The organism is Streptomyces silvisoli (assembly GCF_029269905.1).
Classification (GTDB): Bacteria; Actinomycetota; Actinomycetes; order Streptomycetales; family Streptomycetaceae; genus Streptantibioticus_A; species Streptantibioticus_A silvisoli_A.
Window position 1 is genome coordinate 62,094 of sequence record NZ_JARJBC010000015.1, and the last position, 14,703, is coordinate 76,796.

A 14,703-nucleotide genomic window follows, 5' to 3' on the forward strand; every position below is an offset into this window, starting at 1 on the left:
CAAGCGGGCGGGTGGTGGGTGGGTGGGAAAGCCCCCTAACCTCCCGCGGGTGCGCAGTCCCGTTCCGCCGCGAAGTGGCACGCGCTCTCGTGCGCCGCGGGCCCGGCCACCTCACGGAGAGCCGGAGGGACCGCCAGCGGCGGTACCTCCACCGCGCACCGCTCCTGCGCCTTCCAGCACCGCGTGCGGAACCTGCATCCGGAGGGGATGTTCGCGGGCGACGGCACGTCGCCCGCCAGGATGATCCGCTCGCGGTGCTCACGGGACTCCGGGTCCGGCACGGGCACCGCGGACAGCAGCGCCTGGGTGTACGGGTGGGTCGGGTGCTCGTAGATCTGTTCCTCGTTGCCGAGCTCGACGATCCGGCCCAGGTACATCACGCCGACGCGGTCGGAGATGTGCCGGACGATGGACAGGTCGTGGGCGATGAAGATGTAGGAGAGGTCGAACTCCTTCTGGAGCCGGGTCATGAGATTGATGACCTGTGCCTGCACGGAGACGTCCAGCGCCGAGACCGGCTCGTCGCAGATGATGATCTCCGGGTTGAGCGCCAACCCCCGTGCGATACCGATGCGTTGCCGCTGGCCGCCGGAGAACTGGTGCGGATACCGGTTGATGTACTCCGGGTTCAGCCCGACCACGTCCAGCAGGTCCTGGACCTTCCTGCGGCGGTCGCCCTTCGGCGCCGCCTCGGGATGGATCTCGAACGGCTCACCGATGATGTCGCCGACCGTCATCCGGGGGTTCAGGGAGGTGTACGGGTCCTGGAACACCATCTGGATGTTCCGCCGCACCGCCTTGAGCGCCTTGCCGGACAGCCTGGTGATGTCCTCGCCCTTGAACAGGATCCGTCCCGCGGTCGGCTCCTCCAACCGCATCAGCAGCTTGGCCACCGTCGACTTGCCGCAGCCCGACTCGCCCACGATGCCCAGCGTCTCACCCTGGAAGAGGTCGAAGTCCACCCCGTCCACGGCTCTGACCGCGCCGATCTGCTTCTTGAATACGATCCCCCGGGTCAGCGGGAAGTGCTTGACCAGGCCCCGCACCTGGAGAACGGCCTCAGCCATCGAGGGTCTCCTTCCAGAAGTGGCAGGCGCTGGCGCGGTGCGGCGCGACCTCGTACAGCGGTGGCTCGTCGGTGCGGCAGACGTCCTGGGCCATCGGGCAGCGCGGGTTGAACGCGCAGCCGGGCGGGATCCGCAGCAGACTGGGCGGTAGCCCCTTGATCGCGTACAGCTCCTGGCCCTTCTGGTCCAGCCGGGGGATCGAGTCCAGCAGGCCCTTGGTGTACGGGTGGGCCGGGGCCTTGTAGATCTCGTGCACCGGGGCGGTCTCCACGATCCGGCCCGCGTACATCACCGCGATCTTGTCGGCGACGTCCGCGACCACACCGAGGTCATGGGTGATCAGGATCAGCCCCATGTGCATCTCGCGCTGCAACTCCGCGAGCAGGTCCATGACCTGGGCCTGCACGGTGACGTCCAGCGCGGTGGTGGGCTCGTCCGCGATGATCAGGTCCGGCTCCAGGGCCATCGCCATCGCGATCATGATGCGCTGCCGCATACCGCCGGAGAACTGGTGCGGATAGTCCCCCACCCGCTCCCTCGCCGCCGGAATGCGCACCCGGTCCATCAGCTCGACGGCCCGCGCCCGTGCGTCCCTACGGGACAGACCGCGGTGCACCACGAACATCTCGCCGAGCTGGTCGCCCACACTCAGCACGGGATTGAGCGCGGACAACGCGTCCTGGAAGATCATCGCCATCCTGGCGCCGCGCAGCTGGCGGCGGGCCTCGCGGTGCAGCGAGAGCAGATCGGCGCCCTGGAAGAAGATCCTGCCCCGGGTGATGTGGCCGGGCGGTGAGTCCAGGATGCCCATGACGGCCTGCGCGGTCACCGACTTCCCGGAGCCGGACTCACCGAGCACGGCCAGCGTCTCACCGGCGTTCACCGAGTAGTTGACACCGTTGACCGCCTTGGCCACCCCGTCCCGGGTGCGGAACTCGACATGCAGGTCGCGTACGTCCAGCAATGTGTCCAACGGACGTCTCCTCAGCGCAGCTTGGGATCGAGGGCGTCGCGCACCGCGTCGCCGAGCATGATGAACGCGAGCACCGTGACGCTCAGCGCGGCGGCGGGCCACAGCAGCATGTGCGGTGCGTCGCGGATCTGGGTGGAGGCCGAGGAGATGTCGATCCCCCAGGAGACGGTGGGTGGTTTGAGCCCCACGCCGAGGAAGGACAGCGTCGCCTCAAGCGAGATGTACGTACCGAGCGCGATGGTGGCCACCACGATCACCGGAGCGATCGCGTTCGGCGCGATGTGCCGCAGCAGCATCCGGGCAGGCCCGGCGCCGAGCGCGCGGGCGGCCTGTACGTAGTCGTTCTGCTTCGCGGTGATCACCGCACCGCGGGCGATACGGGCGATCTGCGGCCAGCCCAGCAGCACGATGAAGCCGACCACCGGCCAGACCGTGGTGTTGGTGACCACGGAGAGGAAGACCAGGCCGCCGAGGATGATCGGAATGCCGAAGAAGATGTCGCTGACCCGGGAGAGCAGCGCGTCCCACCAGCCGCCGAAGAACCCGGCGAAGCCGCCCAGGATGCTGCCGAGCAGTGCGGCCCCGGCCGTGGCGCAGACGCCGACGGTGACCGAGGCCCGGGCACCGTAGACGGTGCGGGTGTAGACGTCGCAGCCCTGGGTGTCGAAGCCGAAGGGATGGCCGGGCGCCGGACCCAGTTGCGACTTGTTGATGTCGCAGGCCAACGGGTTTCCGCTGGCGATCAGTTGGGGCCAGATCGCGATCAGCACCAGGAAGAGGATGAGCAGCGCGGACACGATGAAGATCGGGTTGCGGCGCAGATCGTGCCAGGCGTCCGACCACAGGCTGCGGGCCCGCGCGGACGGCGCGGTGGCCTGGCCGATGGACGCCGCCTCGGTGGCGGCGAACTCCATGGCGCCGCCCGCGCCGGCGTTGCCGACGGCGTCGGCCGAGGTCCGGCCGTTGGGCTGTTCGAGCTGCTCAGGCATATCGGATCCTCGGGTCCAGTACCGCGTACAGCAGGTCCACGAGCAGGTTCGCCACCAGGAAGACGATCACCAAGATGGTGACGAAGCCGACCACCGTCGGGGAGTTCTGCCGCAGGATGCCCTGGTAGAGCTGGTAGCCGACGCCATGGATGTTGAAGATCCGCTCGGTGACGATGGCGCCGCCCATCAGCGCGCCGACGTCGGTGCCGATGAAGGTGACCACCGGAATCAGGGAGTTGCGCAGCAGATGCCGGAAGATCACCCGGCGGCGCGGCAGTCCCTTGGCGATGGCGGTGCGTACGTAGTCGGCCCGGTGGTTCTCCACGATGGAGGTACGGGTCAGCCGGGTGACGTACGCCAGCGAGACCAGCGCCAACACGACGCCGGGCAGGGCCAGTTCGTTGAACGGCGCCGCCGGTGAGACCGAGGGGTTGACCACTCCCCATTTGACGCCGAACAGGAACTGCAGGACGTATCCGCTGACGAAGGTCGGAATCGACACCACGATCAGCGTCAGCACCAGCACACCGGTGTCCACCGAGCGGCCGCGCCGTAGTCCGCTGACGATGCCGAGGATGACGCCGATGACCGCCTCGACGGCGACCGCCACGATGGTGAGCCGAATGGTCAGCGGCCAGGCGGATCCCATCAGTTCGAGAACCGGTTGGCCGGTGAACGCGGTGCCGAAGTTCCCCTGGAAGATCTGCGCCATGTAGTGCGTGTACTGCTGCCACAGCGGATGGTCGAGATAGAGGTCCCTGCGGATCTGCGCGGCGGTCGCCGGATCGGGGGCGCGGTCACCGAACAACGCGGCCACCGGGTCGCCCAGCGCGTACACCATGACGAAGATCAGGAAAGTGCTGCCGACGAAGACCGGAATCATCTGGAGCAGCCGCCGGATCACATACCGTCCCATGGAGCCTTTCCCCGAGTGTGTTCAGCTGACGGTGATGTCGTTGTAGACCGGGACGCTGAACTGGTTGAGCGCCACGTTCGAGAGGTTGGCGGAGTAGCCGGCGTTGCCGTTCTGGTACCACAGCGGAATGGCGGGCACCTGCTGGGCGAGGATGCGCTCCGCGTCCTGGAAGTCGTTCACCGCCCGGCCCCGGTCGGATTCCCCGTTCGCCCGGTCGACCAGCCGGTCGAAATCGGCGTTGGACCAGTGCGAGTCGTTGGAGGAGCCTCCCGTGTAGTACAGCGGCTGCAGGAAGTCCTGGATCAGCGGATAGTCCATCTGCCAGCCCGCGCGGAAGGGCTGGGTCTCCGACTTGTTGGTGATCTGGTTGCGGAAGTCCGCGAAGGTGCCGACCGGGGCGCCCACGCACGCCTTGTCGTTGCCCAGAGCGTTGTTGACGCTGTTGCAGACCGCGTCCACCCACACCTTGTGCGAGCCGGTGTCGGCGTTGTAGCCGATCTTCATCTGCCCGCCGGGCAGGCCGCCGCCCTCCTGGATCAGCCTTTTCGCCTGGGTGGGGTTGTAGGTGCACACGGCGCCGCACAGCCCGGCTTTGAATCCGCCGCGCGCGCCGAGCACCGGCGAGGTCCAGTCGGTGGCAGGGGTGCGGGTGCCACGGAAGATCCGGGTTGTGATCGAGGCGCGGTCAATGGCCATGGAAATGCCCTGGCGCACCTTCTGTGCGTTGCCGCCGCTCCACCGCGACTGGTACATCGGAAAGGCGATGGTCTGGATGATTCCGGCGGACTGGTTGATGTAGCGCGACCCCAGGTCCCTTTTGACGTTGCGCAGTTGGGTGGTGGGGATGTCGTCGACCAGGTCGAGGTTTCCGGCCTGCAGATCGGTGTACGCGGTGTTGCTGTCGGTGTAGACCTGGAGGTCGACGCCGCCGTTCTTCGCCTTGTCGTCGCCGGTGTAGCCGTCCCATCGGCGCAGCCTCATGACGGTGCCCCTGGTGTACGAGTTGATCTCGTACGGGCCGTCGCCGACCGGTTTCCGCAGCCAGCCCGCGTGGTCGGTGAAGAACGCCCTGGGCAGCGGGTAGAACGCCGAGTAGCCGAGGGTGTCCGGCCAGGTGGAGAACTTCTGGCTGAGCCTTACGGTGAATGTGCGGTCGTCCTTGACCGAGAGCCCGGACATGGTCTTCGCGGTAGGGCTTCCGGAGTCCGGGTGGACCTGGCGGTATCCGTCGATGTAGCCGAAGAAACTGGAATTGAGCTGCTTGTTGGTGACCAGCGCGCCGTAGTTCCAGGCGTCCACGAAGGAATGCGCGGTGACCGGCTCGCCGTTGGAGAACCGCCAGCCCGGCTTGAGCCGCACGGTGAAGTTCTGCTGGTCCGAGCTGGTGATCGAGTCTGCGATCCAGTTCTGTGCGGCGCCGGTCTTCGGGTCGTACCTCTTCAGGCCGCGGAAGACCATGTCGAGCACCTTGCCGCCCTGCACCTCGTTGGTGTTCGCGGGCTCCAGCGGATGCTGCGGATCGCCCCAGGACGCGCGCACGACGGCGTTCGGACCCCCGGGACGGCTACCGCCACCGCAGGCGGTGGCCGTCAGTACGACCACTGCCGCGCACACCGCCCACTTCGGGCGTGCGGGTCCGCGCATTCGGGTGCCTCCTCATGGCTCACGTCACACGTAGCCACAAATAACACCCAACGGGTGATCTTCCACGCCTTTCCGGCGGTCGTACACGCGGAGACCGCGGGGGAAACCGCCCGTATGCACCCATCCGCGTGAGTCATCCGGGGCACGGGGCGTAACGTGCCGGACCGCACTACCGCTCCCGGCTCAGCAGGCCTCCGGCCGCCGCACCGGCACGTCGCACTCGCGCTCCCGGCGCTGCTCAGCGGCGGACCGGTACCCGCTTTTCCAGGGCTCGCCGGGCGCCGACTTCGCTGGGGTACTCGCGCACGGTCACCATGGCGCAGGTCCACCCCAACACCCACGCCGCGAACGCGGGCATCACAGGAGCCGCGAACAACATCACCGCTCGCCCCAGAGCGATCAGCCCGGGGGCCCTTCGCTGCTCGTCACGCTTGCGCGCCCGGATCTCGCCAGGAGAGGGAGGATCCAGCAACTGGCGCCGTAGGTCCGCGCGTTGTACCGCCCATCCCCAAACCACCGCTACGCACGAAGCGGCGACCTGCGCCCAGTCCCAGATCATGCGCACAGTCGGCGGCAGATCGGTTCTGAAGCTGCGGTAGAGGCTTATTGCGATGAAGCAGAAAAATGCCACCATTGCCAGCCACACCACAGCCGTGGTGATGCGACGCACCCAATATCGAGCACCACGCCCGTACCAAGTGGTTCCAAGGCCCGGAAGCTTGGGGATCGCCAGCATTTCAGAAGAGGCTCTTGATGCCATGCCAGATATCATCCTTCATGCGCACGAAATCTCCCCCTGTCTGCGAGAAGACATGGCCACTACCGTGCAGGATTCCGGCGACGACGCCGTGGTTGTGGATGTCTTCCTTCCAGTGCTCGTGAAACGCGTGGTCAAGAACCCCCGTCACACCCACTGCGACTACGCCCCCAACCCCGGCCACCACCGCCGTTGGTGCCTCGATCGGGAGGAGCGCAATCGCCCCCGCCGTGATTGCCAGTCCGCCGACGTTGGCCCCACCATCCACCACCACCGAATGCGTCCACGACCAGCCCTCATCATGGTCCTGCTTGGCCTCCAAGAGGCTGCAGGTGCCCGCGGCGGCAACATCGATGACGGGAATCTCCTTGAGAAAGTCCGGGACCTTCTCCAGCCCCTCTCCCAGGCGTAGCGTCTTGGCCGCGTCTTCCACCTTGACGTTGAACCCGCTGGCCCGGCAGCCGCTACGCGCCGCCGGGCCGTTGGCTTCACAGCGGATCGCCTGCCGAGGCTCCCGCGTCGCTCCGCGCTCAGTCGAGGGTCGGAAAGTCACCTGCCTTGACCCCAGCCACGAACGCCGTCCACGCGGCAGCTCCGAATGTCAGAGCAGGACCGCTCGGATCCTTGCTGTCCCGCACGGGGACTACCCCGTTACGCGGGAAGGCCACCTCCACACAGGCGCCTTGCCCGTTGCTGTAGCTGGACTTGAACCACTCCGCGTTTATCAGGTCAACCCTGCCCATAGCTTCCTGCCACTTCACAGATCAGGCGCTTCGATTCGTCCTCGTCCAGCGCTGTCGCCCAGACGTTTTCGAAGGCCGCGCCGTAGCGTTCAACTTCGTTTGGCTTCTCGAGGTACAGCGCGCCGGTGTAACCGTCCACGTAGACGGTCGGTGGCTCACTCTCGGCTCCGTCACCGTTGAGAGGGAATCTCAGGATGACGAAGGGGCCTGACATGACGCCCAAGTGGAGCCCCGCACTGAAGGGGACCACCTTGATCGAAACGTTGGGCAGCTCGCCAACTTCCACCAAGTGTGTGAGCTGTGCAGCCATCACGTGGTTTCCGCCAACCGGGCGCCTCAACACGGCTTCGTTGAGTACGACGTTCAGTTCTGGCGGTTCTGTGACCCTGGTGAGCAGGACTTGACGAGCGATGCGCACGTGAACGCGCCGCTCAATCTCTTCGTCGTCCTCGTCAGGGTTATCAGCGCGGATGATGGTGCGCGCGTAGTCATCTGTCTGGAGCAGACCAGGAACCAAATCGCTTTCAAACCAGGCGATTTGCGATGCGGCCTCTTCCAGTCCGATGAACAGATCCAGCCACTCCGGGATCACGTCACCGTAAGCATGCCACCAACCACGCGCCTTGGTTTCCTTGGCCAGGCCCATCAGGGCTTCGGTGAGACCAGCGGGAGCTCCGTAGACCTTACACATGGCCTCAACGTCGAGGCTGCGCAGCGAGGTCTGCCCTGTCTCGATGCGCCACATCTTGGCCTCGGACCACTCCAGCTTGCGCGCCGCCGCGCGCACCGTGAGACGCGCCTGGTTGCGTAGATCGCGCAGGTACCGCCCAAGTTGCCTGCGGGGAACCGTCGATCCTGTCGGCCCTTCTGTCATGGGTCACCCCTCCCCTTCTCAGTATGAAGCACCCCCAGCACTCGAAATGAAAGCACTGCGGTGCTCGCTTCGCAATGAGTGTCAACCTTTCGAGTTTTTAAGGGTGAATCTTCAAAATGAAGTCTTGCAAACTGGTGGGTAGCAAGAGACTCTGAGCCTGCAAGTCCCATCAAACCCTGGGGCTTACAAGGGACTTGAGGAGGCGACGACGTTGGGAGAGGAGTACGACCTGGAGGTCGGCAGGGTGATGCTCGATACCACGCTGGATCGCGTCGGCGTGGTGTTGGGCTGGAACGCCGGGACGGTGAGCTTGCGTCCAGCTGGTAGTGGTGACCCGTGGAAGGCTCGGCTGGCAGATGTATGCCCGGCAGGGCCGATGGATGAGTTGCGGGCGAAGGTGGCGGAGATCAATGCCCGACGGGCGTGGGGCCGATGAGTACCGCCCTGCCATTCGAGTCGGACTGCTCCGAGTGTGCCCGGTTTCGAGCTGCCGAGGAGGCGGCCCGCAGAGAGCGCAACCACAGCCGCGCAACCGATTACCGGGTCTTGGCACGGCGCCATCTTCAGACCGTGCACAGCGTGATCACGTTCGCCTGTCAGGAGAAGGAGCATCAGTGACCAGGTTCGCAGCATGGCTCAGCAGGCGTGCCGTACTGCTCGGCATCGCCCTCATCGCGCTCTGCATGGGGTGGACCATCGGCCTGGGCACAGTCGGCCCGTAACCCGCGCGTGGTGACGGCACACCGCCGTCCCAGCGCCCCCAGGCCCTGAAGCCAGGGTGAACGCCGACGAGGGCGCCCCCCGGGACACAGGGGGCGCCCTCATCCGGTCGGGTACGGCTCAGGCCGCGCCGACCACGTCCTTCTCCTCCGCGAAGTGGCAGGCGCTCTCGTGCGCGGCGGGCGAGTCGACGTCCTTGAACCGTTCCGGGATCGCCAGCAGCGGCGTCTCGGTAGCGCACTTGTCCTGCGCCTTCCAGCACCGGGTGCGGAACCTGCATCCGGACGGCGGATTGGCCGGAGACGGCACGTCGCCGGTCAGGATGATCCGCTCGCGGTGCTCACGGGACTCCGGGTCCGGCACGGGCACCGCGGACAGCAGCGCCTGGGTGTACGGGTGGGTCGGGTGCTCGTAGATCTGCTCGTCGTCGCCGATCTCCACCATCTTGCCCAGGTACATCACGCCGACGCGGTCGGAGATGTGCCGGACGATGGACAGGTCGTGCGCGATGAACATGTACGACAGGTCGAACTCCTTCTGGAGCCTGCCCATCAGGTTGATCACCTGTGCCTGCACGGAGACGTCCAGCGCCGAGACCGGCTCGTCGCAGATGATGATCTCCGGGTTGAGCGCCAACCCCCGTGCGATACCGATGCGTTGCCGCTGGCCGCCGGAGAACTGGTGCGGATACCGGTTGATGTACTCCGGGTTGAGACCGACCACGTCCAGCAGGTCCTGGACCTTCCTGCGGCGGTCGCCCTTCGGCGCCGCCTCGGGATGGATCTCGAACGGCTCACCGATGATGTCGCCGACCGTCATCCGGGGGTTCAGGGACGTGTACGGGTCCTGGAACACCATCTGGATGTTCCGCCGCACCGCCTTGAGCGCCTTGCCGGACAGCCTGGTGATGTCCTCGCCCTTGTAGAGCACCTGGCCGGAGGTGGCCCGCTCCAGGTTCATCAGCAGCTTGGCCACCGTCGACTTGCCGCAGCCGGACTCGCCCACGATGCCGAGCGTCTCACCGCGGTACAGGTCGAAGCTGACTCCGTCGACGGCCTTGACCGCGCCGATCTGCTTCTTGACGATGATGCCCTGGGTCAGCGGGAAGTGCTTGACCAGGTCCCGCACTTCGAGAATGGCCTCAGCCATCGAGGGTCTCCTTCCAGAAGTGGCAGGCGCTGGCCCGCGTGTCGCTCACGGCCGCCAGCGGCGGAACGTCGGTACGGCAGACGTCCTGTGCCACCGGGCAGCGCGGGTTGAACGCACAACCCGACGGAATCCGCAGCAGGTTGGGCGGTAGCCCCTTGATCGCGTACAGCTCCTGGCCCTTCTGGTCCAGGCGCGGGATCGAGTCCAGCAGGCCCTTGGTGTACGGGTGGGCCGGGGCCTTGTAGATCTCGTGCACCGGGGCGGTCTCCACGATCCGGCCCCCGTACATCACCGCGATCTTGTCGGCGACGTCCGCGACCACACCCAGGTCATGGGTGATCAGGATCAGCCCCATGTGCATCTCGCGCTGCAACTCCGCGAGCAGGTCCATGACCTGGGCCTGCACGGTGACGTCCAGCGCGGTGGTGGGCTCGTCCGCGATGATCAGGTCCGGCTCCAGGGCCATCGCCATCGCGATCATGATGCGCTGCCGCATACCGCCGGAGAACTGGTGCGGGTAGTCCCCCACCCGCTCCTTCGCCGCCGGAATGCGCACCCGGTCCATCAGCTCGATCGCCTTGGCCTTGGCGTCCTTCTTGGACAGGCCCTGGTGCACCCGGAACATCTCGCCGAGCTGGTAGCCCACACTGAGCACGGGGTTGAGCGCGGAGAGCGCGTCCTGGAAGATCATCGCGATCTTCTGGCCACGGATCTTGCGGCGTTCCTCGCCGGACATCTTGAGCATGTCCTGGCCGCGGAAGAGGATCTCGCCCTTCGGGATCCGGCCCGGGGGCATGTCCAGGATGCCCATGACGGCCTGTGCGGTCACCGACTTGCCGGAGCCCGACTCACCGAGCACGGCCAGCGTCTCACCGGCGTTCACCGAGTAGTTGACACCGTTGACGGCCTTGGCCACCCCGTCCCGGGTGTGGAACTCGACGTGCAGGTCGCGTACTTCGAGCAGCGGCGCGGTGCCGGTGGCGCCCGTCTGCTCGGGACCAGCCTTCTCCATAGTGGTCATGGCGACGCCTCCTCAGCGCAGCTTGGGATCGAGGGCGTCGCGCACCGCGTCGCCGAGCATGATGAACGCGAGCACCGTGATGCTCAGCGCCCCCGCGGGCCACAGCAGCATGTGCGGAGCATTGCGGATCATCGTTGAGGCCTGGGAGATGTCGATGCCCCAGGAGACGGTCGGCGGCTTGAGGCCCACCCCGAGGAACGACAGCGTCGCCTCAAGCGAGATGTACGTACCGAGTGCGATGGTGGCCACCACGATCACCGGAGCGAGCGCGTTCGGCGCGATGTGCCGCAACAGCATCCGTCCACTGCTGGCGCCGAGGGCGCGCGCGGCCTGTACGTAGTCCTGCTGCTTGGCGGTGATCACCGCGCCGCGGGCGATACGGGCGATCTGCGGCCAGCCCAGCAGCACCATGAAGGCGACCACGGTGGCGATCGAACCGCCCTTGATCACCGACAGGAAGACCACACCGCCGAGCAGGATCGGGATGCCGAAGAAGATGTCGCTGATCCGGGAGAGGATCGCGTCCCACCAACCGCCGTAGAACCCGGCGAGACCGCCGAGCACCGAGCCGAGGATGGTCGCGCCCAGGGTGGTGAAGATGCCGACCGCGACCGAGGCGCGAGCGCCGTAGACGGTGCGGGCGTACACGTCGCAGCCCTGGGTGTCGAAGCCGAACGGGTGCCCGCCGGTCGGCCCGAGCTGCGACTTGCTCAGGTCGCACGCGTACGGGCTGGTGCTGGTCATCAGGCTCGGCCAGAGCGAGATGACGATCAGGAAGAGGATCAGCAGCGAAGAGACGTAGAAGATCGGCTTGCGGCGCAGGTCGTGCCACGCGTCGTTCCACAGGCTGCGCGGTGCGTCGCGCTGCGCCGGGGTGACGGCGGCGACCGCGTCGAGCGTCGTCGCTTCCTGGTCCTTCACCGTGGAGTTGGTGGTGTCAGGCATACCGGATCCTCGGGTCCAGGACCGCGTACAGCAGGTCGACGAGCAGGTTGGCGGCGAGGAAGACCAACACCAGGACGGTGACGAAGCCGACCACGGTGGGCGGGTTCTGGCGCAGGATGCCCTGGTACAGCTGGAAGCCGACGCCCTTGACGTTGAAGATCCGCTCGGTCACGACGGCGCCCGCCATCAGGTTGCCGATGTCGGTGCCGAGGAAGGTGACCACCGGGATCAGGGAGTTGCGCAGCAGATGGGTCGTGACCACCCTGCGGCGCGGCATGCCCTTGGCCACCGCGGTGCGGATGTAGTCGGCGCGGGAGTTCTCCGCGACCGAGGTACGGGTGAGTCGGGCCACGTACGCCAGTGAGACACCGGCCAGCACGATGCCCGGCAGGATCAGGTCGCCGAACGGAGCGCCGTCGGCCACCGCCGGGTTGGCCAACTGCCACTTGACGGCGACGAAGTACTGCAGCAGGTAGCCGGTGACGAAGACCGGGATGGAGATCATCAGCAGCGTGAAGCCCAGTACGCCGGTGTCGGCGAACCGTCCGCGGCGCATGCCGGCCAGCAGGCCGAGTGCGATGCCGAAGATGCCCTCGATGGCGAACGCCACCAGCGTCAGCCGGAGCGTCACCGGGAAGGCACTGCTCATGAGTTGGGTGACGGGTTGGCCGTCGAAGGCGGTGCCGAAGTCGCCCTGGAGGATCTGCCCCATGTAGTGCAGATACTGCTGCCACAGCGGGTGGTCGAGGTAAAGCTGGTGCCTGATCATGGCCGCCGTCGCGGGGTCCGGTGCTCTGTCGCCGAACATGGCGGCCACCGGGTCGCCGAGCGCGTAGACCATGACGAAGATCAAAAGTGTGGTTCCGAGAAAGACCGGAACCATCTGGAGCAGTCGCCGGATGACGTAGCGCCCCATCTGCCCTCCAGGGATCGGGTACGCGGCAGCAGGGCCTCGTGGGCCCGGCTGCCGCGCACACCGCGTGCGGTTTGCTGTGGATTCCCCCGTGCGCCGCCTTGGCGGAGACGCCGTGTTACCAGGTCACTTGACGGTGATGTTGTAGAAGACCGGGTAGCTGAACGGGTTCTCGGTCACGTTCGAGACCCGGTCGGACCAGGCGACGCCACCGTTCTGGTACCACAGCGGGATCGACGGCATGTCGTTGACGAGCAGCTTCTCGGCCTGCTGGTACAGCGCCACGGACTTGGCCTTGTCCGGCTCGGCCTCGGCCTGGCTGATCAGCTTGTCGAAGTCGGGGTTGGCGTACTGCGAGTCGTTCGAGCTGGCGCCGGTGCCCCACAGCGGCTGCAGGAAGTCGTCGATCAGCGGGTAGTCCATCTGCCAACCGGCGCGGAACGGGTTGATCATCTGCTTCTGCGTGATCTGGTTGCGGAAGTCCGCGAAGGTGCCGACCGGGTTGCCGAGGCAGGCCTGGGTGCCCAGCGCGTTGTTGATGCTGTTGCAGACCGCGTCGACCCATTCCTTGTGGGAGCCGGTGTCGGCGTTGTACGAGATGGTGAACTTGCCACCCGGGATGCCGCCGCCCTCCTTGATGAGCTCCTTGGCCTTCGCCGGGTCGTACTTGCAGACGTCACCGCAGATGTCGGTGCTGTAACCACCGGCCGAGCCGAGCACCGGCGAGGTGAAGTCGGTGGCCGGGGTGCGGGTGCCCTGGAAGATCTTCTGGGTGATCGAGGCACGGTCGATCGCCATGGAGATGCCCTGGCGGACCTTCTCCATGCCCTTGGCGCCCCAGGTCTTCTGGTTCAGCGGGAAGGTGATGGCCTGGTTGATGCCGGCCGGGAGGTTCTGGTAGCGCCCCGCCATGTCGTTCTTGACGTGCGGGATGTCGGACGCCGGGATGGAGTCGTCCACGTCCAGCTGGCCGGCCTGCAGGTCCGCGTACGCGGTGTTCTCGTCGGTGTAGACCTTGAGCAGGACGCCCTTGTTCTTCGGCTTCTCCGCACCGGTGTAGTACGGGTTCGGGACGAGCTTCATGCTCTGGCCCTTGCTGTACGACACGATCTTGTACGGGCCGTTGCCGACCGGCTGCTGGAGCCACTTGGCGTGGTCGGTGAAGAACGACTTCGGCAGCGGGGCGAACGCCTTGTAGCCGAGGCTGTCCGGCCAGGCCGAGAACTTCTGGGTGAGCTTGACCGTGAAGGTGAGGTTGTCAACGACCTTCAGGCCGGACATGGTCTTCGCGGTCGGCTGGCCCTTGTCCGGGTGGACCTGGCTGTAGCCCTCGATGTTGCCGAAGAACGAGGCGTCCTTCTGGGCGTTGGTCAGCAGCGCGCCGTAGTTCCAGGCGTCCACGAAGGAGCTGGCGGTGACCGGGGTGCCGTCGGAGAACTTCAGGCCCGGCTTCACCTTGATGGTGAAGGTCTGCTGGTCGGTCGAGGTGATGGAGTCGGCCGCGGCCAGGTAGGCCTGGGAGTTCTTGGGGTCGTACTCCTTGAGGTCGCTGAAGATCATGTCCAGGACCTTGCCGCCGTTCACCTCATTGGTGTTGGCGGGCTCAAGCGGGTTCTGCGGGTCACCCCACCAGGCGCGGACCACGCCATCCTCTGCGCCGCTGCTGCTACCACCGCCACAGGCGGTGGCGGTCAGGGCGATGGCTATCGCCCCGATGACCATGGTGGCGCTCTTGGCTCCGCGCATGGGTAAGCCTCCTCACAGGCGTTCACAATCACTACGTGAAAGGAGGGCCGGTCCCCCGCTGACACCCCTGACAGCGGACGGCGGCTCTCCTTGCTCGTGAGTCGGCGCTCCCCATCAGCGCGTGACCCATTGACCCGAGCTCAATGCGTCCAACTATCGGACATGTTGGGCCTGGCACCAACATGCAAATGGTCTCGCTTTGATCACACCTGGGGTTAACAGCCCCGCAATCTTGGACATATGGAA

Annotated in this window: 14 protein-coding genes; all 14 read right to left on the bottom strand. The window is 66.3% G+C overall.

Annotated elements, in window-relative coordinates:
• Nucleotides 1–35: 35 nt before the first annotated feature.
• On the bottom strand, nt 36–1,067 hold the full coding sequence (locus P3G67_RS22765; RefSeq protein ID WP_276095119.1) for an ABC transporter ATP-binding protein: 1,032 nt from the start codon (nt 1,065–1,067) through the stop codon (nt 36–38).
• On the bottom strand, nt 1,060–2,031 hold the full coding sequence (locus tag P3G67_RS22770) for an ABC transporter ATP-binding protein (RefSeq protein ID WP_276095225.1): 972 nt from the start codon (nt 2,029–2,031) through the stop codon (nt 1,060–1,062). Before P3G67_RS22770 ends, P3G67_RS22765 begins: the two co-directional genes overlap by 8 nt.
• 20 nt (nt 2,032–2,051) lie before the next feature.
• Nucleotides 2,052–3,029, bottom strand: a complete 978-nt coding sequence (locus P3G67_RS22775) for an ABC transporter permease (RefSeq protein WP_269853426.1) — start codon at nt 3,027–3,029, stop codon at nt 2,052–2,054.
• Nucleotides 3,022–3,945, bottom strand: a complete 924-nt coding sequence (locus P3G67_RS22780; RefSeq protein ID WP_276095120.1) for an ABC transporter permease — start codon at nt 3,943–3,945, stop codon at nt 3,022–3,024. The genes P3G67_RS22775 and P3G67_RS22780 overlap by 8 nt, the downstream gene beginning before the upstream one ends.
• A gap of 21 nt (nt 3,946–3,966) precedes the next feature.
• Nucleotides 3,967–5,589: a peptide ABC transporter substrate-binding protein gene (locus P3G67_RS22785; RefSeq protein WP_276095121.1), complete on the bottom strand. Its 1,623-nt coding sequence runs from the start codon at nt 5,587–5,589 to the stop codon at nt 3,967–3,969.
• 238 nt (nt 5,590–5,827) lie between these two features.
• Nucleotides 5,828–6,349, bottom strand: coding sequence for a hypothetical protein (locus P3G67_RS22790; RefSeq protein ID WP_276095122.1), 522 nt, complete (start codon nt 6,347–6,349; stop codon nt 5,828–5,830).
• Nucleotides 6,327–6,779: a hypothetical protein gene (locus P3G67_RS22795; protein WP_276095123.1), complete on the bottom strand. Its 453-nt coding sequence runs from the start codon at nt 6,777–6,779 to the stop codon at nt 6,327–6,329. The genes P3G67_RS22790 and P3G67_RS22795 overlap by 23 nt, the downstream gene beginning before the upstream one ends.
• Before the next feature lie 97 nt (nt 6,780–6,876).
• Nucleotides 6,877–7,089: a DUF397 domain-containing protein gene (locus P3G67_RS22800; protein WP_276095124.1), complete on the bottom strand. Its 213-nt coding sequence runs from the start codon at nt 7,087–7,089 to the stop codon at nt 6,877–6,879.
• A complete protein-coding gene (locus P3G67_RS22805; protein ID WP_276095125.1) occupies nt 7,076–7,963 on the bottom strand; it encodes a helix-turn-helix domain-containing protein in 888 nt (295 codons plus the stop codon). Before P3G67_RS22805 ends, P3G67_RS22800 begins: the two co-directional genes overlap by 14 nt.
• A gap of 840 nt (nt 7,964–8,803) precedes the next feature.
• Nucleotides 8,804–9,832, bottom strand: coding sequence for an ABC transporter ATP-binding protein (locus P3G67_RS22810; RefSeq protein ID WP_276095126.1), 1,029 nt, complete (start codon nt 9,830–9,832; stop codon nt 8,804–8,806).
• Nucleotides 9,825–10,853, bottom strand: coding sequence for an ABC transporter ATP-binding protein (locus P3G67_RS22815; protein ID WP_276095127.1), 1,029 nt, complete (start codon nt 10,851–10,853; stop codon nt 9,825–9,827). Before P3G67_RS22815 ends, P3G67_RS22810 begins: the two co-directional genes overlap by 8 nt.
• A gap of 12 nt (nt 10,854–10,865) precedes the next feature.
• Nucleotides 10,866–11,798: an ABC transporter permease gene (locus P3G67_RS22820; RefSeq protein ID WP_276095128.1), complete on the bottom strand. Its 933-nt coding sequence runs from the start codon at nt 11,796–11,798 to the stop codon at nt 10,866–10,868.
• The gene (locus P3G67_RS22825; protein ID WP_269853433.1) at nt 11,791–12,714 is read right to left on the bottom strand and encodes an ABC transporter permease; all 924 of its coding nucleotides are present in this window, start codon (nt 12,712–12,714) and stop codon (nt 11,791–11,793) included. The genes P3G67_RS22820 and P3G67_RS22825 overlap by 8 nt, the downstream gene beginning before the upstream one ends.
• 123 nt (nt 12,715–12,837) lie before the next feature.
• Entirely contained in the window at nt 12,838–14,457 is a 1,620-nt protein-coding gene (locus P3G67_RS22830) for a peptide ABC transporter substrate-binding protein (protein WP_276095129.1), read from the bottom strand.
• Nucleotides 14,458–14,703: the final 246 nt, after the last annotated feature.